This window comes from Blautia fusiformis, from assembly GCF_020686995.1.
GTDB classification, from domain to species: Bacteria; Bacillota; Clostridia; order Lachnospirales; family Lachnospiraceae; genus Blautia_A; species Blautia_A fusiformis.
The window spans coordinates 80,831-100,646 of sequence record NZ_JAJEPT010000003.1; the positions used below are offsets into that span (position 1 = coordinate 80,831).

Here is a 19,816-nt window from a genome sequence, read left to right on the forward strand (position 1 = left end):
TTTTTGTGGAACGTAAGTTACTTTTCACGATGTGCAGGGAACCGGATCTCAACATCCGTCCCCTCTCCAGGCTTGCTGGAATAAGTGAGTCCGTAATTATTTCCATAGAGAATTTGGAGTCTCCGGTGGGTATTATAAACTGCGATATTGGTGCCGCCGGACTGGCTTTTTCCCTTTCCGGAAAGGATAGTTGACAGGATTTCCGGCGAAATCCCAACACCGTCATCGGAAATCAGAAGAACAATATCCTCATTTTCCATCCATCCGGTAATAACAATAGTTCCGGATTTTGATTCTTTTTCCAGGATCCCGTGAAGAATGGAATTTTCCACAACAGGCTGAAGAGTCAGCTTCGGGATCTGGTATTCTGAAAGCTCATCCGGGATATCCGTGATCAGCTCAATGCTGTCGTGGTAGCGCATATTCTGAAGCTGCACGTAGATGGTTACATGCTCCAGCTCCCTTGCAATGGTAGAGATTCCTTTTTTGCGGCTCAGAGTCAGCTTATAAAAACGGGAAAGACTTTGCACTGCGTGACTGATCTCATCGGTCTGTCCCTGCAGTGCCATCCAGTTGATCATATCCATGGTATTATAAAGAAAATGCGGATTGATCTGTGCCTGGAGGGAATTGAATTCTGCGATCCGGAGATCTTCTGCAGCCTTAGCCTGCTTCTCCATCAGTTCCTCCATTTTTCGAGTCATATAGTTGTAGGTATCGATAAGATTACCGATCTCATCATGTGCCTGTGGACTTTCCATAGGAGTAGGCGGGCCGTGGCGGACGGTCTGCATCTGCCGGATCACAGAAGAAAGTCTTCCGGTAATGGAATGAGCCAGTACATTGGCAAAAATCAGAGCCAGAACCAGAAAAACTGCATAGATCAGTACGATCTGGACCATCAGTCGGTTGCTTGCATGGATCAGCGGCGGGGAAGGAAGGACCGTTACCATAAACCAGTCCGTATTGGAAATGCTGTAAAAACCGGCATAAACCTTTGTGTCCAGAATGTTCCGCTCAATGAAGTTATTGGAAGACATAAAGGAAGCCTTGATGGTGTCGTAATCCAGTTGGTAGATTCCGGATAATGACAAATCTGAGGTAGCAACAATGGCATCACGTTCGTTTACAATATATGAAACACTTCCTTCCAGAGATAGATTGTCGGAAAGAATGGAAGTAAGCTTGTCATCGGAATAATACACTGCCAGATAAGCCTTATAGGCAGTGGAGTGATAATAAAGGCTTAAAGGGCAGATATATGCCATATCACCATAATTCTTTTTTTCCCTGGGACCAAGATAGAAGGAAGGACAGAACATTTCCTGGGTGTTCCGGTTTCCCTGAAAGATACCGTACCAGTAGGTACCTTTCGCCTGACTTAAGGGAGCAAGGATATTCTTAGTGTTGGGATAAGTATCCAGTGTCTTCAGATCATCAGGAAAATCCACATAGATCTGTACATCGGTAACAATGGAATCTGTGGTCAGACGCTGAACGGCATTTTTAAAATCAGTGGCATGGTTAGATGTTGCAAGCTGTTCTGCTGAATCGCTGACCGGCATATAAAAAAGTTCCTGAAAAAAATTCTGTCCTGTAATATTCCGGGTAGTAGCGAGGATCGTATCCATAGTCCGTTCGATCAGAGGTGCAGTTTTTGCGGAGGCGTCCTGTTCCTGCCGGATGGTATTGGAAACCACCATGCTATAAAGTCGTCCATAAAAAAGAAAGGCGGTAAGACAGGCAGGAATTACCACAATGCTGATCAGGGCAATGGTGAATTTTGTCTGCAGGTTTAAATTCAGGTAGCCGTTTTTGAAACGGCGCCAGAGGGCCCTCATGACATTTTCTCCCGGTATTCAGACGGGGAAAAGCCGGAGTATTTTTTGAAGCTTTTTCCGAAGTAATTGCCATCCGTATAGCCTACCTTGGAAGAAATCTCGGAAATCTTGTATTTGGGATCGGAAAGCAGCTGCTTGGCCTTTTCCATTCGGTATTCTGTCAGATATTGATTGAGAGTCTGTCCGGTCTCACTTTTGAAAAAAGTGCATACATAAGATGCGGAAAGGTATACATGGCCGCTGATATCTTTTACGGAAAGTGTATCGTTCATATAGTTCCGGCTGATATAATCCTTGATCATAAAGATCGTGGAATTTTCCGGCTGGGAATTTTTCGCATCTTCAAAATACTGGGCGGTTTTTTCTTTCAGAGCTTTGTGAAGCTCTTCGTAGGTGAAGGCGTTGTTTAACGTATCTACGATCAGATCCTGCTTTTCATGAAGTTCGGTTTCCAGCTGATTTTTTTTACGGGAAGCCGAAAGTGTATTAAATAGCTGGTAATAAAGATCACGGATCTGGTTAGGCATAAATGTGTGATTGCAGCTATAATACCGGAAAAGCTCATCAAGAAACTGAAAACAGGGTTCTTCTTCTCCGGCCAGGAGATATTTGGAAAAAGTATTTTCCGGTGAATGCAGGGAATCCGGAACCGGTCCCTTCGGTGAAAGCAGGCGGATGGCATTTTCCGTTAGAAATGTTTTTTCCGGAAAGAAAAAACAGTTCTGCAGAAGGATCACGGCAGAAGCGTAGGACTGATAAACCCTGAAAATATCCGTTACGGTATTTCCGGCTGCGATCAGATGCTTTCCGCAGGTGTCATATTGTCTGGAAATATAGCTTCCCACTGCGGAAAGGGTAGTCGGGGAAAGGGCATTCCTTCCATATATATGGTGGACCAGATACTGAACCCTTTTTTCCACAAAAAGACATTTCAGATGGTAATGCTCCAGAAAACAGGAAATGTCGTTCTGGAGATCTTCCAGGAAAATACCGGAAGCCTCCACAGATTCATTAAGCTTTACGATCACAGAGGTAAAATTCATGCCGTTCTCAAGAAGCTCCGGCTGTCCCAGCTCCAGACAGAGATCTGCAATTTTGTTGTTATCGGAAGGTGGAAGAGTCAGCTGTTGTGCCAGCCGGGTAGCGATTTCCTGAGAATGGATCGCTTCGCCACGATGGGAGCGGAGCTTTTGTTTGTAAAGAGTCTGCGCTTCCAGAACTGCCGCCTGTACTTCCTCGGGATGCAGAGGCTTTTCGATGTAATTGATGGCTTTTAGTTTGATGGCAGCTTTCAGATACTCTTTGTCAGAATATCCGCTCATAAAGATAGGGATACTGTCCGGCAGGAATTTCTCCAGACGCTCCAGCATGGCAATGCCTGTCATCCGCGGCATCCGTACATCGCAGAGAATGATCTCAGGTTTATACAGTCTGGCCATTTCCAGTCCGTTCACACCATCATCTGCCTGAAGGATCTCGGTGATCCCCAGAGAATCCCAGTCGATAGATGAGATCAGTCCGGTACGCGTAAGTTCTTCGTCATCGACGATCAGTAATTTCATATACAATTCTCCAATCGAGCATAGCTTTATAGCTTCGTAAATCGGACGTTTACAGCTCTGTTTATATTCCCAGAAAACTGTAACGTCAGCGTTATCATTATAGCATAAAGTATATAGAAATACGAGAATGGGACAATGGTTTATGAGTAATATTTTAAAGGGAAAAGAAGAATATTTTACCCTTATCCAAAAATATTCCCATTATCAACCTGTGGGCCGGATGATAGAATATAATCAGATTAAAGGAAAGGGAGGAGAAAGAGCCGTGTCAGAATATGTTCTTGAATTAAAAGGTATTACGAAGATATTCCCCGGTGTCAAAGCTCTGAATAATGTACAGTTCCAGCTCAAGCCTGGTGAGGTTCACGCACTGATGGGTGAGAACGGTGCTGGTAAATCTACGTTTATCAAGGTTATTACCGGAGTACATAAAGCAGAAGAAGGTGAGATGTTCCTGAACGGACAGAAGGTTGACTTCAAGGGTCCGAAGGATGCCCAGGAGGCAGGTATTGCAGCCGTATATCAGCATCCGACATCATATCCGCACCTTACAGTTGCAGAAAATATTTTTATGGGTCACGAGATCATCAAACATCATATGATCCAGTGGAAAGAGATGAATCAGGAGGCGAACAAGTACTTAGGTGAGCTGGATGCAGATTTTGATGCAACCGCTGAGATGGGAACTCTTTCTGTTGCACAGCAGCAGATGGTTGAGATCGCCAAAGCGCTTTCCACAAATGCAAAGATCATCATTCTGGATGAGCCTACAGCAGCACTTACCAGAAACGAGTCGGAGAAGCTTTACACACTGGTTGATAAGCTGAAAGAGAATGGCGTTTCCATTATCTTTATTTCCCACCGTTTCGAGGATATGTACCGTCTGGCTTCCAGAGTTACCGTATTCCGTGATTCTCAGTATATCGGAACCTATGATGTGAACGGGATCACAAACGCAGATCTGATCAAGGCAATGGTTGGACGTGAGATCAATGATCTGTTCCCGAAGCCGGAGGTTAAGCTGGGAGATGAGATGCTTCGTATTGAACATCTTTCCAGAACAGGATTTTTCAAGGATGTTTCCTTCAATGTACGTGCAGGTGAGATCGTAGGTCTTACCGGTTTGGTCGGTGCAGGACGTACAGAGGTTATGGAAGCTGTCAGCGGAATCACCCATCCGGACGAAGGAAAGGTTTTCCTTGAGGGAAAAGAGGTTTATATCAAGACTCCTTCCGAAGCAATGGAAAAAGGTATCATCCTTCTTCCTGAAGACAGACAGAAGCAGGGCCTTGTCATGAGCTGGGGCCTTGGAAGAAACGTAACCCTTCCGATCATCAGCAAATATGCAAAATCCGGATTCAATGACGAGAAAGCAGAAAGAGAGCTTTCCAAGAAGCTTCTTGAAGAAGTAGATACCAAGGCTGTTGATATTTTCCAGCCTGCAAGCTCACTGTCCGGTGGTAACCAGCAGAAGGTTGTTGTTGCCAAGGCACTTGCTCAGGAAATGAAGGTCGTTATCATGGATGAGCCGACAAAGGGTGTCGATGTTGGTGCAAAAGCCGAGATCTATGCGATCATGGGAGATCTTGCGAAGAAGGGCTATGCCATCATCCTGATCTCTTCCGAGATGCCTGAGATCCTTGGAATGTCTGACCGTATCATTGTTATGTGCAACGGCCGTAAGACAGGTGAACTGAACAGGGGAGAGGCAACACAGGAAGGAATCCTTGAGCTGTCCATGGAAAAGAGCACTGGAAAGGGGACTAAATAATGGAAAAGAAATCTGTTATCAAGAAGATTACAGGCTCCCGAGAGGCTCTGCTGGCAATTATCGTGGTCGTGCTGTTTGCCGTTGTCACAGTGATCAGCCCGTCATTCCTTACGCCGAAGTCACTCATGGAGATGCTGAAAAATAATGCAGTAACAATGGTAATGTCACTTGGTATGTTATGTGTCATGCTGGTAGGCGGAATTGATATTTCCATTATGTCAACTCTGGCACTTTCCGGTATGTCCATCGGTATGCTTCTGAAATACGGACATATCACAAGCACATTACTTGCTTTCATCATTGCAATGGCAATCGGTATTGCCTGCGGACTGGTTGTAGGTCTTGTAATTTCAAGAGCAAACGTTCCGCCGATCATTGCAACCATGGGCTTTATGTACATCTACAGAGCAATGGGATATCTTGTTTCTCACGGTGGTGAGTGGGCAAGTGCCGCAGCTCTCGGTGATTTTAAGAATTTTGCCACCACAAATTTCCTTGGAATCAACAAGGTAATCTGGGTGATCATCGTATGCTACGTAGTATTCTTCTTCTTTATGAAATGGACAAGAACCGGTCGTAGGATCTACGCAGTAGGAAGTAACGCAAGTGCAGCACAGGTTTCCGGTATCAATGCAAAGAATATCAACCTTCTTGTATATGTGATCATGGGATTCCTCGCAGGTCTTGGCGGAGCACTTCAGGTATCTGTTTATGCTTCTGCAATGCCTGATATGCAGTACGGTGGTGAGATGGATGTTATCGCAGCCTGCGTTATCGGTGGTGTAAGCATGAGCGGTGGACGTGGAACCGTAGTAGGTGCATTCCTCGGTTCCATTATCCTTGCAACGATCGCAAAAGCTCTTCCGCTTGTAGGTATCAGTTCACTGTGGCAGAACATGATCAAGGGTGTTATCATCCTGGTAGTAGTTGTGATCAACGTTGTTCTGCAGAGAATCGCAGATAAAAACGCATTAAAGGGAAGGGAGATGTAAATCATGGCTGGAAAATCTGGAAGAAGTATTAACAATGTGCCGGAAAATCCGATGAAACACATCATATTCAGTTGGGAAGGCATCCTGGTCATTCTCTTTATCCTGGTAAATATTTTCTGCGCATCATTTTCTGAGTTTTATAATATGAAGAGTGTTCTTCGTCAGATGCCGGTTTACCTTGCAGAGGTATTCATGATGTTTCCAATGGCGTACATCCTGGTATTAGGCGAGATTGATATTTCCGTAGGTGCGATCGTGTGTCTCTCCGCTACCTTAAGCTGTATGGTCTGCAACACAAACGCTCCGTTCATTGTAGTAGTACTTACAGCACTGGTTGTTGGTGCCCTCTGTGGTGCGGTTAACGGATTTATCCTTACCCGTTTCAAGGAGCTGCCTCCAATGATCGTAACACTGGCAACACAGATCATCTTCCGTGGTATCGCTGAGGTAACACTTGGAGCCGGCGGAAGTATTGCGATCACAAACACAGATGGCTTCCGTGCTATCGGTGGAAAGGTTGGAAATATTCCATATATTCTTTTCCTGGTGCTGATCCTTGGTGTACTTTTTGCGATCTTTCTTGGAAAGAGCACATTCGGACGCCGTACATATGCGATCGGAACAAACCGTGTGGCAGCTTATTACGCAGGTGTTCACGTAGAGAAGATCCGTTTCATCATCTACACAGTTATGGGACTTATGTCCGGACTTTGCGCAGTATTCCTGGTATCCTCTTCCTACGGTGCAAATACAACAACCGGTAACGGATTTGAGATGGATGCCATTGCAATGGCAGTATTCGGAGGTATCTCCTCCACAGGTGGTAAAGGTAACCTGGCCGGCGGTATCATTTCTGCATTCATCATCGTATGCTTACGAGTTGGCCTTGGACAGAAGAACGTAAATGCTCAGGTGATCCTTCTCATCATCGGTGTACTTCTGGTAGCAGCAGTAGCTCTTCCGAATATCATCGGCGATGTGAAAAAAGCAGTCGCAATGAAGAAAAACTAATATCACTTTTGAAACCCATATGATTGTTAGCTGCCTCCATTGGTGTAGCGGAGGCAGCAGCATATAAAAAAATTATATTCTTGTAGGGAGGAACAACAATGAAAAAAAAGGTAATTAGCGCAATCCTTTGTGGAGCAATGGTTCTTGGTACAGTTTGCCCGGTTCTTGCAGCAGATGACAAAAAAGATGATACTAAGACAGAAGCAGCAGCTGGCGATTCCGCAAAAGACAAAAAGATCGCTCTGGTTGGTAAAGCAGCTGGTAATGCATTCTTCGAGATCGCAGCGAAATCTTTCCAGGAGACAGTAGAGGCTGAAGGCGGCGAGGTTCAGGTCGTTTATCCTGAGACAGCTACAGCTGATGCACAGATCAAGGTTCTTGACAACCTGATTTCCCAGGACTTTGATGCAATCTGTATTTCCGCTAACGATGTTAACGCTCTTCAGGCTAAGCTTGAGGAAGCTATGGATGAGGGAATCAAGGTATCTTCCTTCGATTCTGCACCGAACAAAGACAGCCGTGAGATTTTCGTAAACCAGGCTGGTACAAAAGAAGTTGCTCAGGCACTTATGGATGCAGTTCTTGATATTTCCGGTGGTGAAGGACAGTTCGCTATCCTTTCCGCTACATCTCAGTCCGCTAACCAGAATGCATGGATCGATGCAATGAAGACCATCATGGAAGGCGATGACAAATACAGCAAGCTTGAGCTTGTAGACGTTGTATACGGTGATGATGAGCCGCAGAAATCCACAGACCAGACAGCAGCTCTTCTTCAGAACTACAAGGATCTGAAGGTTATCTGCGCACCTACAACAGTTGGTATCGCAGCAGCAGCTAAATATCTTCAGGATAACGGTTCTGAGTGTAAACTGACAGGACTTGGACTTCCATCTGAGATGCAGGAGTACACAGGTGATGATGATTCTCATTCCTGCCCATACTTCTACCTGTGGGATATGCAGGGCCTTGGAAAACTCAGCGCTTACACAACAATCGCCCTGATCAACGAAGACATCACAGGTGCTAAAGATGACAAATTCACAGCTGGTGACCTTGGTGACTACACAGTAACAGAGGCAGATGACGGCGGTACAGAGGTTGTTCTTGGTGCACCTCTGAAATTCGATACAAGCAACATCGAGGAGATGGCTAAGCTGTACTAATCAATCCTCAGATTGACTGTATAATCATATGATAAATCCTTTTGGGACAAGGCGGAGTCTTCGGACTCCGCCTTGTTTCGTATATTTGAATTTGGTGTATAGAAGGTTTCCGAAAAAATTTCAGTCTTTTGATTCTGGTTGTACTCTTATGGCTGCGGTGTTAAAATGAGGACAGCAGAATAGAAAACCATGAACAGATGAAGGAGCAAAACACATGCAGCAGGCATTACTGGATCAGCTGAGAAAGATCACAGAGGAAGAGAGAAAAATCCTGGATGGAGAAGCAGAGGTGGATAGAGATCTCTACACATCCGGTCGGGACTTTACTGTGGACAGCCGTAAAATGCTGAAAGAAGGCAGGCTGATCGCTGTGCGTACACACACCCGTTTTGTGTATTTTCCGGCTCACAGGCATAATTTTGTGGAAGTGCTGTATGTGTGTGAGGGATCTCTGACTAATATCATTGACGGAAAAAAAGTCATAGTTAACAAAGGCGAGCTGCTTTTTCTCAATCAGTTTACGAAGCATGAGATTCTGAAAGCGGGGCAGAATGATATTGCGATCAATTTTATGGTGCTGCCGGAGTTTTTTGATGTGGCCTATTCCATGGCGGGCAATGACAATATGCTGGCAGATTTTCTGGTGAATGTCCTGCGACAGGATGAAGAGCGTGGGGAATATCTTCATTTTAAGGTTGCGGAAGTGCTGCAGATCCAGAATCTTCTGGAAAATATCATCTATTCTCTTGTAAACGGTGAGGAGAACAGAGAGCGGATCAATCAGACCACAATGGGCCTGATATTCATGTATCTGATAGAATCGGTGCAGTATGTGGAGATGCGTCTGCCCAATCAGTACGAAAATATGATCTCTATGACAACACTGGATTATATTGAACAGAAATACCGGACTGCTACGCTGACGGAGCTTTGTGGTCGTCTGCATCTTCCCATGCATGTCCTCAGTAAGATGATCAAGAAAAGCACAGGGTTTAATTTCAAGGAACTTCTTCAGAGAAAACGTCTGAACAAGGCTGTAGAGCTGATGTGTGAAACAGATCTGCCTGTCAGTGACATCATTGCGGCTGTAGGCTATGAAAATAACAGTTATTTTCATCGGGTATTCAAGGAACATTATCACATGACACCGCGGGCGTTCCGGGTGAAAAACAGTGAGAAAGAACAGTTGAGGCTGTAACAGCCTCAACTGTTTTTTTAAATATCATGGAATTGTCCGATCTTGTTTTTGATCCGCTGCATTTCGTTATCCATATCGATCACAGTGCGGGCGCAGTTCAGCAGTTCATTGCTGACATCCTCATAACCGTCCATTTCTTCGATATTCTGCTTGTAACGCAGCTGATGCTCCAGAGTTGCCCAGAAATCCATACCGTTGGTACGGATCTGGATCTCTGCACGCATGGGAGTTTTTCCCTTGGAGAAGAATACGGGGATTTCCACGATCATGTGATAACTGCGGTAGCCGTTTGGCTTTGGATTTTTGATATAGTCCTTTACCTGGATGACGGTAATGTCATCCTGCCTGGTGATCAGGTCTGCAATAGTGTAGATATCATCGATAAAGGCACAGACAACACGGATGCCTGCCACGTCATTCAGCTGATTCTGAATATTCTCCGCAGTAAACTCATAGCCGAGCTTTTTGAGCTTTTTGTAAATGCTTTCCGGCTTTTTGATCCTTGTTTTGATGAAGGAGATCGGGTTACGTTTATATTCCAATGAAAATTCATCGTTGAGGACTTCCAGCTTGGTGCGTACCTCACGGACCGTACATCGATACATCATCATCAGATCATTAAATTTTGCGGAATTTTTGATAAAAACCTGTGGATCAGGGGTATCCAGCCAGGTGTTTGTATTTCTTTCAGCCATAGTGTTTTTCTGGTGAAACTCCTTTCTTATGTAATATTTATAACAATTACTTTCATACAATTATAGAACAAAATGATATTTTTTTCAACATTTGTATTGACATATCAGAAAAGCTGTGCTATTTTATAGAAAAAGTTTAATTAAGTAAACCACTAAACCGTTGAAGCGGAGATAAAGATATTCATGCGCGCACAGAGAGTCCGGGAGGGTGAGAGCCGGGTCGAGAGGCAGTTTATCAAATGGACCGCAGAGGGCACAGGGAAAGATATTTTCGGGTATCAAGTATTCTGTGACGTGAGGGCATACGTCAGTTGCCGGGAATATGAAGGTATTCCGCCAAGTGCACGGGTCAGACCGTGAATCAGGGTGGCACCGCGGGTGATTTTGAATTTAGAGCTCGTCCCTGACAGAACCAGATTCTGTCGGAGACGGGCTTTTCTTTGATTTCATGAGCAAGCAGCGAATGCAGATCACGAATGTCCCGTCCTCCGGTAAGGAATGAAAAACTCAGGAGGGCCTGTATATGTATCCAACATTAGAAAAAATCAAAGAACTCGCACAGTCAGGCGAATACCGGCGAATCCCTGTATGCAGAGAGCTGTATTCCGACCGCTATACACCCGTAGAAGTCATGAGGACCTTACGCACAGCCAGCAGACATTGCTATCTTCTGGAAAGTGCCAGCCAGACAGAGGTATGGGGACGCTATTCCTTCCTGGGATATGAGCCATCCATGGAGATCACCTGTACAGACGGAAAGCTTCAGATCCGCAGGATCCATGAGGACGGAACTGAAGAAAAAACCGTACAGCAGGTGAAGCATCCGGGAGATGCTATTCGGGAGATCCTGAAAGAATACAAAAGCCCAGTGCTGGAAAATATGCCGACCTTTACCGGAGGTCTGGTAGGATATTTTTCCTACGATTATATTAAGTACAGCGAGCCGAAGCTGGAGCTTACCGACGAGACAGTACAGGATTTCCGGGACATGGATCTGATGTTTTTTGACCAGGTGATCGCCTTTGACCATTACAGACAGAAGGTGTTTCTGATCACCGGTGTGATGACGGATGATCCGGAAAATTCCTATCAGAAGGCGGAAGCAAAATTAAAAGAGATGGCAGATCTGATCCGAAACGGAAAACAGAAGGAATTTCCGTCTTTGAAACTGAAATCTTCCATTGAGCCGCAGTTCCCGAAAGCAAAATACTGTGAGATGGTTGAGAAAGCGAAGCATTACATCCACGAAGGAGATATTTTCCAGGTGGTGCTCTCCAATCCGATGCGAGCGAAAGCAGAGGGAAGTCTGTTTGATACATACCGTGTTCTCAGGGCTACCAATCCTTCGCCGTATATGTTTTATTTTTCCAGTGATGATATTGAGATTGCAGGAGCCTCCCCGGAAACACTTGCCAGGCTTGCAGGAACAGAATTAAGTACCTTCCCGCTTGCAGGAACAAGACCAAGAGGCAAGACAAAAGAAGAAGACCTGGCGCTGGAAAAAGGACTCCTGGCTGATGAGAAGGAACGTGCCGAGCATAACATGCTGGTGGATCTTGGTCGAAATGATATCGGAAAGATCAGTAAGATCGGTACCGTGAACGTAGAAAAATATATGTGCATCGAGCGTTTTTCTCATGTGATGCATATTGGTTCCACAGTTACCGGCCAGATCCGGGATGACAGGGATGCGGTGGATGCAGTGGATGCCATCCTTCCGGCAGGAACACTTTCCGGAGCACCGAAATTCCGTGCCTGCCAGATCATCCAGGAACTGGAACAGAGCAAGCGAGGCATTTACGGAGGTGCTATCGGATATCTGGATTTTGCCGGAAACCTGGATACATGTATTGCCATTCGCCTGGTTTATAAGAAAAACGGTGAGATCTGTATCCGGTCAGGAGCAGGGATCGTAGCAGACAGTATTCCGGAAAGTGAATTTCAGGAGTGCTGCAACAAGGCAAGAGCCGTTGTACAGGCAATTGAAACTGCACAGGAGGGACTGGAATGATAGTACTGATCGATAATTATGATAGCTTTTCCTACAATGTTTACCAGCTGATCGGTTCTGTGAAGCCGGATATCAAAGTGGTAAGAAATGATGAAGTGACCATCAAAGAGCTGGAGGCCATGAAGCCGGAGGCATTGATCCTTTCCCCTGGTCCGGGAAAACCGGAGGATGCGGGAATCTGCATTGAATCCATAAAATATTTCAAAGACAAGCTGCCGATCCTGGGTATCTGCCTTGGACATCAGTCCATCTGTGAAGCCTTCGGAGGGACAGTATCCTACGCAAAAGAGCTGATGCACGGAAAGCAGAAAGAGATACATAAAGTTGGAAAGAGCCGGATGTTTGAAGGACTTCCGGAAACTTTTCCGGCAGCCAGATATCACTCACTGGCAGCTATCCGGGATACCTTACCGGAGGAATTGGTTGTTACCGCTGAGTCTGAGGACGGAGAGGTGATGGCACTGGAGCATAAAGAATATCCGATATTCGGATTACAGTTCCATCCGGAATCTGTTATGACACCGGATGGAAAAACAATGATCGAGAACTTTATGAAGGTTATCAGAGACAGATAAGACAGAGAACAGCAATCCATAAAAGATAGAATCGTTACAGAACAGGAGGAAACAACAATGATCAAAGAAGCAATCATCAAGCTTTCAAAAAAAGAAGATCTTACATATGACGAAGCAGAAGCCGTAATGAATGAGATCATGGACGGAGCGGCAACACCGGTACAGATGGCATCCTACCTTACTGCACTTTCCCTGAAAGGAGAGACTATTGATGAGATCACTGCATCAGCAGCCGGAATGCGTGCACACTGCATCAAGCTTCTCCACGATATGAATGTTCTGGAGATCGTAGGAACCGGTGGTGACGGAGCAAACTCCTTTAACATTTCCACAACATCTTCTCTTGTGATCGCAGCAGGTGGCGTTCCGGTAGCAAAACACGGAAACCGTGCAGCATCTTCCAAGAGCGGTGCAGCAGATGTTCTGGAAGCACTTGGCGTAAAGATCACCATCCCGCCGGAAAAAAGTGCAGAGATCCTGAAAAAGATCAACATCTGTTTCCTGTTCGCTCAGAATTATCATATTGCCATGAAATATGTGGCACCGATCCGTAAAGAGCTGGGAATCCGCACGGTATTTAATATCCTCGGACCATTAAGCAACCCGGCAGGCGCAAACATGGAGCTGATGGGAGTCTTTGACCAGTCTCTGGTAGAGCCGCTGGCACAGGTTATGATGAAGCTTGGCGTGAACCGCGGAATGGTAGTTTTCGGGCAGGATAAGCTGGATGAGATCTCCATGAGCGCACCGACTTCTGTGTGCGAGATCAAGGACGGATGGTTCCAGTCCTATGAGATCACACCGGAGCAGTTCGGCTATACACGCTGCAGCAAAGAAGATCTGGCAGGCGGCACACCGGCAGAGAACGCAGAGATCACAAAAGCCATTGTAAACGGAAACGAAAAAGGCCCGAAGCGTCAGGCGGTCTGCATGAACGCAGGTGCAGCACTTTATATCGCCGGAAAGGCAGAGAGCCTGGAAGCCGGCGTAAGAAAGGCTGAAAACCTGATCGACAGTGGTGCAGCTGCTGCCAAGCTTGCGGAATTTATCAAATTAAGTAACGAGATTTGAAAATAATAGCGGCAGAAGAGAAATCGGCAATCCCTATCGGAAGAGATACGAACGGAAACATTAATCTGTCAGACTTCTTGAAATTGCCGAATGAGAGTTGAACTGAAATATCAAGGAGACAAACAAAGAATGAGCGAAAAAAACATTCTGGAGGAAATCGCAGAAAAAACAAGAGAACGTATCCGGAAGGAAAAACTTCAGTTTCCCCTGGATCAGCTGAAAACCCTGGCAGAAAAAGCACCACAGCAGCCGTCCTTTCTGGAAGCGTTGAAAAAGCCGGGTATGTCCTACATCTGTGAAGTAAAAAAAGCTTCCCCCTCCAAGGGGCTGATCGCACCGGAATTTCCGTATCTGGAAATTGCGAAAGAATACGAGGCAGCAGGTGCATCTGCGATCTCCTGCCTCACAGAGCCATTTTATTTCATGGGAAGTGACACTTATCTCCGTGAGATCACAGAAACAGTGGATATTCCGGTTCTTCGGAAGGACTTCACGGTGGATAAGTACATGATCTATCAGGCAAAAGCATTCGGTGCATCGGCTTTACTTCTGATCTGTGCTATCTTAAATGACCAGGAACTCCTGGAATACCGAGAGCTTGCAGAAACTCTGGGAATGGATGCACTGGTGGAAGCTCATGACGAGAATGAAGTGGCAAGAGCATTAAAGACAGGTGCAAAGATCGTCGGTGTAAACAACCGTGATCTGAAAACCTTTAAGGTTGATATGAATAACAGCATCCGTCTTCGAAACCTGGCATCGGACAATGTGGTATTTGTGTCTGAGAGCGGAATCAAAAACGCAGGTGATATCGCTATCCTGGAAAGAAACCGGGTAGGTGCAGTCCTGATCGGTGAGACCCTGATGCGAAGCCCGGATAAGAAAGCAGCATTGGAAAATCTGAATGGTGGAGCGCTTGTATAAAGGCCAAACGAAAGAATAGAGCAAATAAGTAACAGAGCTGACCAGCAGCAAATAGTAACGAAACAGGAAGGGGCAGGGTCAGACAGAAAGGGCAGGATTGGCTGAATATGAGAGAACAACCGTTGAAACATGGGAGCAGAATCAGGATCAAGATCTGCGGCCTGACCCGCCCGGAAGATATCCAGGCAGTTAACCAGGCTAAACCGGACTTTGCAGGATTCATTGTAGAATTCCCAAAAAGCAGAAGAAACGTCACCGTGGAGCAATTGAAGGCTCTCCGGGAAGAACTGGATGATAGCATTTTGCCGGTAGGCGTATTCGTCAATGCACCGGTGGAGCTTCCCGCACAGCTTTTAAACGAAGAAACCATCGCACTGGCACAGCTTCACGGCCAGGAGGACGAGAATTATATCAGACAGCTTAAGACCATGACAGACCAGATTCTGATAAAGGCTTTTTCCATAAAAACAGAAGCAGATATAAAGAAAGCGGTCCGTTCGGAAGCAGACTATATTCTGCTGGATCAGGGCGCAGGAGGAACAGGAGAAACTTTCGACTGGAGTCTGGTACCGGCGATCAAACGTCCCTGGTTTCTGGCAGGAGGTCTGGGCTGTGAAAATCTGGAATCGGCCATACATCTGCTTCACCCCTGGGCAGTAGATTTAAGCAGCAGTGTAGAAACCGACGGTCACAAAGACCCGGATAAAATATTAGAAGCAGTATACGCAGTAAGGAACATAAAGGAGGAAATATAACATGTTAAAAGGAAGATTCGGCATCCATGGCGGACAGTACATCCCGGAAACACTGATGAACGCCGTTCTGGAGCTTGAGGAAGCATACAACCATTACAAAAACGACCCGGAATTCAACCGTGAGCTCACAGAGCTTCTCAATGAATACGCAGGAAGACCATCCCGTCTTTACTATGCGGCACATATGACCGAGGACCTTGGCGGAGCCAAGATCTATCTGAAAAGAGAAGACTTAAACCACACAGGAGCCCACAAGATCAACAACGTACTTGGTCAGGTGCTCCTGGCAAAAAAAATGGGCAAGACCCGTGTCATCGCAGAGACAGGAGCCGGCCAGCACGGTGTTGCAACTGCAACCGCAGCAGCACTGATGGGAATGGAATGTGAGGTATTCATGGGAAAAGAAGACACGGAACGTCAGGCACTGAATGTTTACAAAATGCGTCTTCTCGGAGCAAAAGTCCATGCAGTCACAAGCGGAACCGCAACCTTAAAGGATGCCGTTTCCGAGACCATGCGTGAGTGGACAAACCGTATTGCAGATACCCATTATGTACTGGGATCTGTTATGGGCCCGCACCCGTTCCCGACCATCGTACGTGATTTCCAGGCCGTGATCTCCAAGGAGATCAAAGAGCAGATGCTGGAAAAAGAGGGCAGACTTCCGGATGTTGTCCTGGCCTGTGTGGGCGGCGGCTCCAATGCTATCGGAACTTTCTACAATTTCATTGAGGACAAAGACGTTCGTCTCATCGGCTGTGAGGCAGCAGGACGTGGCGTGAATACTGCGGAGACTGCGGCAACCATCGCAACTGGTCGTCTCGGAATCTTCCATGGTATGAAATCTTACTTCTGCCAGGATGAATACGGACAGATCGCACCGGTATACTCCATCTCCGCAGGTCTTGATTACCCGGGTGTAGGTCCGGAGCATGCACACCTTTATGATATCGGAAGAGCAGAGTACGTTCCTGTTACAGATGACGAAGCAGTAGAGGCTTTTGAATATCTTTCCAGAACAGAAGGAATCATTCCTGCGATCGAAAGTGCCCACGCAGTGGCCTATGCGAAAAAGATCGCACCGACACTTGGAAAGGACAAGATCATGGTAGTTACCATTTCAGGACGTGGAGATAAGGACTGTGCGGCAATCGCCCGCTACAGAGGGGAGGATATTCATGAATAAGAGAATTACAGAGGCATTTGCAAACGGAAAAGCATTTATTCCTTTTTTGACCTGCGGAGATCCGTCTCTGGAGGTAACAGAGCAGCTGGTTTATGCAATGGAAGAAGCAGGAGCAGATCTGATCGAGCTTGGGATCCCGTTCTCAGATCCTACCGCAGAGGGACCTGTGATCCAGGAAGCCAATGTCCGGGCATTTGCAGGCGGCGTGACTACAGATAAAGTTTTTTCAATGGTAGAAAAAATCCGTAAAAATACAAAAATCCCAATGGTATTCATGACCTATGCAAACGTAGTATTTTCTTACGGAACAGAGCGTTTTATCAAGAAAGCAGCGGAAGTTGGAATGGATGGACTGATTCTTCCGGATGTTCCGTTTGAGGAAAAAGAAGAGTTTGATGTTGTGTGCAAACAGTACGGCCTTGACCTGATCTCCCTGATCGCACCGACCTCCCATGAGCGGATTGCCATGATCGCAAAAGAGGCGGAAGGCTTTGTTTACTGCGTATCTTCCCTTGGTGTAACAGGAATGCGTACCAGCATTACCACAGATATCGGAGCTATGGTGAAATTAGTAAAAGCTCAGAAAGACATTCCATGTGCAGTAGGATTCGGAATCTCCACACCGGAGCAGGCAAAAAAAATGGCAGATCAGTCAGACGGTGCCATTGTAGGATCTGCGATCGTGAAGCTCTGTGGTGCCTACGGCAAAGACTGCGTGCCGAAGGTGAAGGCTTATGTGAAAGAGATGAAGGATGCGATCAGATAAGTTCCCGGCTGAAATTGGAACACAGATCACAAAGTGTAATAAAAATCTGCTTTATCCCAAAGAAAGGGTAAAGCAGATTTTTTTCTGCTCTGAACAGAGGCCGGAAAAATTGCAGGAAATATCTACTTGACAGTCAGAGACCAAATGATAGATGATATAAAAAAAGGTGAGGAGGAAATTGGGGATGAATCGGGAAGAAGCAAAGAAGAAAGCAGAAGCGCTGGTTGCCAGGATGACTCTGGAGGAAAAGGCCAGTCAGTTAAGGTACGATGCACCTGCAATAAAAAGATTGGGAATTCCGGCGTATAACTGGTGGAATGAGGGACTTCACGGTGTTGCCAGAGCAGGGCAGGCAACGGTTTTTCCACAGGCGATCGGAATGGCGGCAGCTTTTGACCGGAAAAGTGTGGCAGAGATGGCCGGTATCGTGGCAACAGAGGGCAGAGCAAAGTATAATGCATATTCCGTAAACGGTGACAGAGATATTTATAAGGGATTGACGTTCTGGTCTCCTAATGTCAATATTTTCCGTGATCCACGATGGGGTAGAGGCCATGAAACTTATGGGGAAGATCCGTATCTTACAAAAGAACTGGGAGTTTCCTTTGTAAAAGCACTTCAGGGAAATGGGGATACAATGAAGGCAGCAGCCTGTGCCAAACATTTTGCAGTACATTCCGGGCCGGAGGCACTCCGTCATGAATTTGATGCGGAAGCATCCGCAAAAGATATGGAAGAAACGTATCTGCCGGCATTCGAAGGTCTGGTAAAAGAAGCGAAAGTAGAAGCGGTTATGGGAGCTTATAACCGGACAAACGGGGAACCCTGCTGCGGAAGTCCCACATTACAGAAAAAACTCAGAGGCGAATGGAAATTTCAGGGGCATTTTGTATCAGACTGCTGGGCAATCCGTGATTTTCATGAACACCATATGGTAACGGATACAGCCGTTGAATCTGCAGCACTGGCTATTAATAATGGCTGTGACCTGAATTGTGGAAATACTTATCTTCACATTATGAAGGCATACGAAAAGGGGCTTGTCACAGAAGAAACCATAACCCGGGCAGCAGTGCGGCTTTTTACCACAAGGTATCTGCTGGGGTTGTTTGATGGAAGCGAATATGACAATATCTCCTATCTGGAGGTGGAATCTCCCAGGCATCTGGATGCAGCGGAGAAAGCAGCGGAAAAAAGCTTTGTTCTGCTGAAAAATAACGGGATTCTTCCGCTTGATAAAGAAAAACTGAAAACAATAGGGATCATCGGACCAAATGCGGACAGCAGGCAGGCGCTGATCGGCAATTATCACGGGACAGCTTCCAGGTATATTACCATACAGGAAGGCATCCAGGATTATGTGGGAGACGATGTAAGGATCCTTACTTCCAGAGGCTGTGATCTGTTCCGAGACCGGACGGAGCACCTTGCGTTTACCAGAGATCGTATTGCGGAAGCCAAGGTGGTTGCGGAAAACAGCGATGTGGTGATCTTATGTATGGGACTGGATGAGACACTGGAAGGGGAAGAGGGAGACACCGGAAACAGCTATGTATCGGGAGATAAAGAAGATATTGAACTTCCCGGAGTACAGCGAGAACTGATGGAAGCGATCGCAGATACCGGAAAACCGGTAGTATTCTGTCTGCTGGCAGGAAGTGACCTTAATCTGAAATATGCGGCAGAGAAATTTGATGCAGTCATGATGCTGTGGTACCCTGGATGCCAGGGCGGGAAGGCAGCGGCAAAGGTACTGTTTGGAGAAATCTCGCCATCAGGAAAACTTCCGGTGACATTTTATGAAAACCTGGAAGAACTTCCGGATTTTACCGATTATTCCATGAAAGGCAGAACATATCGCTATATGGAACGAAAAGCACAGTTTCCTTTTGGATATGGTCTGACGTACAGTAAGGTGGCAGTAGATAAAGCAGAGGTCAAAACATGTGGACAGAAGATAAACGTGGAGGTAGAAGTGCAGAATAACGGCGCATATGATACAGAGGATGTTGTTCAGATTTATGTAAAAAATATCGACAGCAAAAATGCCATTCCAAATCCGATGCTGGCCGGTTTTCATCGGATATTCCTGAAGGCGGGAGAATGCCGAAAAATAGAAATCCCAATATGGGAAAAAGCATTCACCGTAGTAGATGAAACAGGAAAACGGATGGAAGAAGGAAAGAAATTTGAAATTTATGCAGGCTGCAGCCAGCCGGATGAAAAAAGCAAAGAACTGACCGGGATCATGCCGGTAAAGATCATCTGGGAAAAATAATAAGAAAATCTAAA

The 19,816-nt window shown here is 46.0% G+C and carries 16 protein-coding genes; 13 read left to right on the forward strand and 3 right to left on the reverse strand.

Going from position 1 to position 19,816, the window contains the following annotated elements; genetic code table 11:
• Positions 1-17 precede the first annotated feature (17 nt).
• The gene (locus tag LKD46_RS03925) at positions 18-1,841 is read right to left on the reverse strand and encodes a sensor histidine kinase (RefSeq protein WP_118368702.1); all 1,824 of its coding nucleotides are present in this window, start codon (positions 1,839-1,841) and stop codon (positions 18-20) included.
• Positions 1,838-3,403, reverse strand: coding sequence for a response regulator transcription factor (locus LKD46_RS03930; protein ID WP_059086066.1), 1,566 nt, complete (start codon positions 3,401-3,403; stop codon positions 1,838-1,840). Before LKD46_RS03930 ends, LKD46_RS03925 begins: the two co-directional genes overlap by 4 nt.
• Positions 3,404-3,668: 265 nt before the next feature.
• Here LKD46_RS03930 and LKD46_RS03935 point away from each other — a divergent pair, with 265 nt between their 5' ends.
• From LKD46_RS03935 to LKD46_RS03955, 5 genes are all read left to right on the forward strand, one after another.
• Entirely contained in the window at positions 3,669-5,174 is a 1,506-nt protein-coding gene (locus LKD46_RS03935; RefSeq protein WP_059086913.1) for a sugar ABC transporter ATP-binding protein, read from the forward strand.
• Positions 5,174-6,166 (forward strand): ABC transporter permease, encoded by a 993-nt coding sequence (locus LKD46_RS03940; protein ID WP_118368703.1) that lies wholly within the window; start codon positions 5,174-5,176, stop codon positions 6,164-6,166. The genes LKD46_RS03935 and LKD46_RS03940 overlap by 1 nt, the downstream gene beginning before the upstream one ends.
• Positions 6,167-6,169: 3 nt before the next feature.
• A complete protein-coding gene (locus LKD46_RS03945) occupies positions 6,170-7,177 on the forward strand; it encodes an ABC transporter permease (protein ID WP_092068559.1) in 1,008 nt (335 codons plus the stop codon).
• A 98-nt stretch (positions 7,178-7,275) separates the two neighbouring features.
• Positions 7,276-8,343 (forward strand): substrate-binding domain-containing protein, encoded by a 1,068-nt coding sequence (locus LKD46_RS03950; protein WP_118368704.1) that lies wholly within the window; start codon positions 7,276-7,278, stop codon positions 8,341-8,343.
• Positions 8,344-8,557: 214 nt separating this feature from the next.
• Positions 8,558-9,541, forward strand: a complete 984-nt coding sequence (locus LKD46_RS03955) for an AraC family transcriptional regulator (RefSeq protein WP_118368705.1) — start codon at positions 8,558-8,560, stop codon at positions 9,539-9,541.
• A 17-nt stretch (positions 9,542-9,558) separates the two neighbouring features.
• Here the strand turns inward: LKD46_RS03955 and LKD46_RS03960 are convergent, their stop codons facing one another.
• Positions 9,559-10,236: a GTP pyrophosphokinase gene (locus tag LKD46_RS03960; protein ID WP_015527292.1), complete on the reverse strand. Its 678-nt coding sequence runs from the start codon at positions 10,234-10,236 to the stop codon at positions 9,559-9,561.
• A 523-nt stretch (positions 10,237-10,759) separates the two neighbouring features.
• On the opposite strand from LKD46_RS03960, the gene trpE reads away from it, so the two are divergent.
• From trpE to LKD46_RS04000, 8 genes are all read left to right on the forward strand, one after another.
• Complete coding sequence (trpE, locus tag LKD46_RS03965; protein ID WP_118368706.1) at positions 10,760-12,247, forward strand: anthranilate synthase component I; 1,488 nt, start codon at positions 10,760-10,762, stop codon at positions 12,245-12,247.
• Positions 12,244-12,822, forward strand: coding sequence for an anthranilate synthase component II (locus LKD46_RS03970; RefSeq protein WP_114002277.1), 579 nt, complete (start codon positions 12,244-12,246; stop codon positions 12,820-12,822). Before trpE ends, LKD46_RS03970 begins: the two co-directional genes overlap by 4 nt.
• 57 nt (positions 12,823-12,879) lie before the next feature.
• A complete protein-coding gene (gene trpD / locus LKD46_RS03975; protein ID WP_118368707.1) occupies positions 12,880-13,893 on the forward strand; it encodes an anthranilate phosphoribosyltransferase in 1,014 nt (337 codons plus the stop codon).
• Positions 13,894-14,022: 129 nt separating this feature from the next.
• A complete protein-coding gene (trpC, locus tag LKD46_RS03980; protein WP_118368708.1) occupies positions 14,023-14,817 on the forward strand; it encodes an indole-3-glycerol phosphate synthase TrpC in 795 nt (264 codons plus the stop codon).
• Between the two features lie 107 nt (positions 14,818-14,924).
• Positions 14,925-15,572 (forward strand): phosphoribosylanthranilate isomerase, encoded by a 648-nt coding sequence (locus LKD46_RS03985; RefSeq protein WP_015527287.1) that lies wholly within the window; start codon positions 14,925-14,927, stop codon positions 15,570-15,572.
• A 1-nt stretch (position 15,573) separates the two neighbouring features.
• Positions 15,574-16,758, forward strand: coding sequence for a tryptophan synthase subunit beta (trpB, locus tag LKD46_RS03990; RefSeq protein ID WP_110102898.1), 1,185 nt, complete (start codon positions 15,574-15,576; stop codon positions 16,756-16,758).
• Positions 16,751-17,524 (forward strand): tryptophan synthase subunit alpha, encoded by a 774-nt coding sequence (trpA, locus tag LKD46_RS03995; protein ID WP_110102899.1) that lies wholly within the window; start codon positions 16,751-16,753, stop codon positions 17,522-17,524. The genes trpB and trpA overlap by 8 nt, the downstream gene beginning before the upstream one ends.
• Positions 17,525-17,708: 184 nt before the next feature.
• Positions 17,709-19,802: a glycoside hydrolase family 3 C-terminal domain-containing protein gene (locus LKD46_RS04000; RefSeq protein WP_118368709.1), complete on the forward strand. Its 2,094-nt coding sequence runs from the start codon at positions 17,709-17,711 to the stop codon at positions 19,800-19,802.
• Positions 19,803-19,816: the final 14 nt, after the last annotated feature.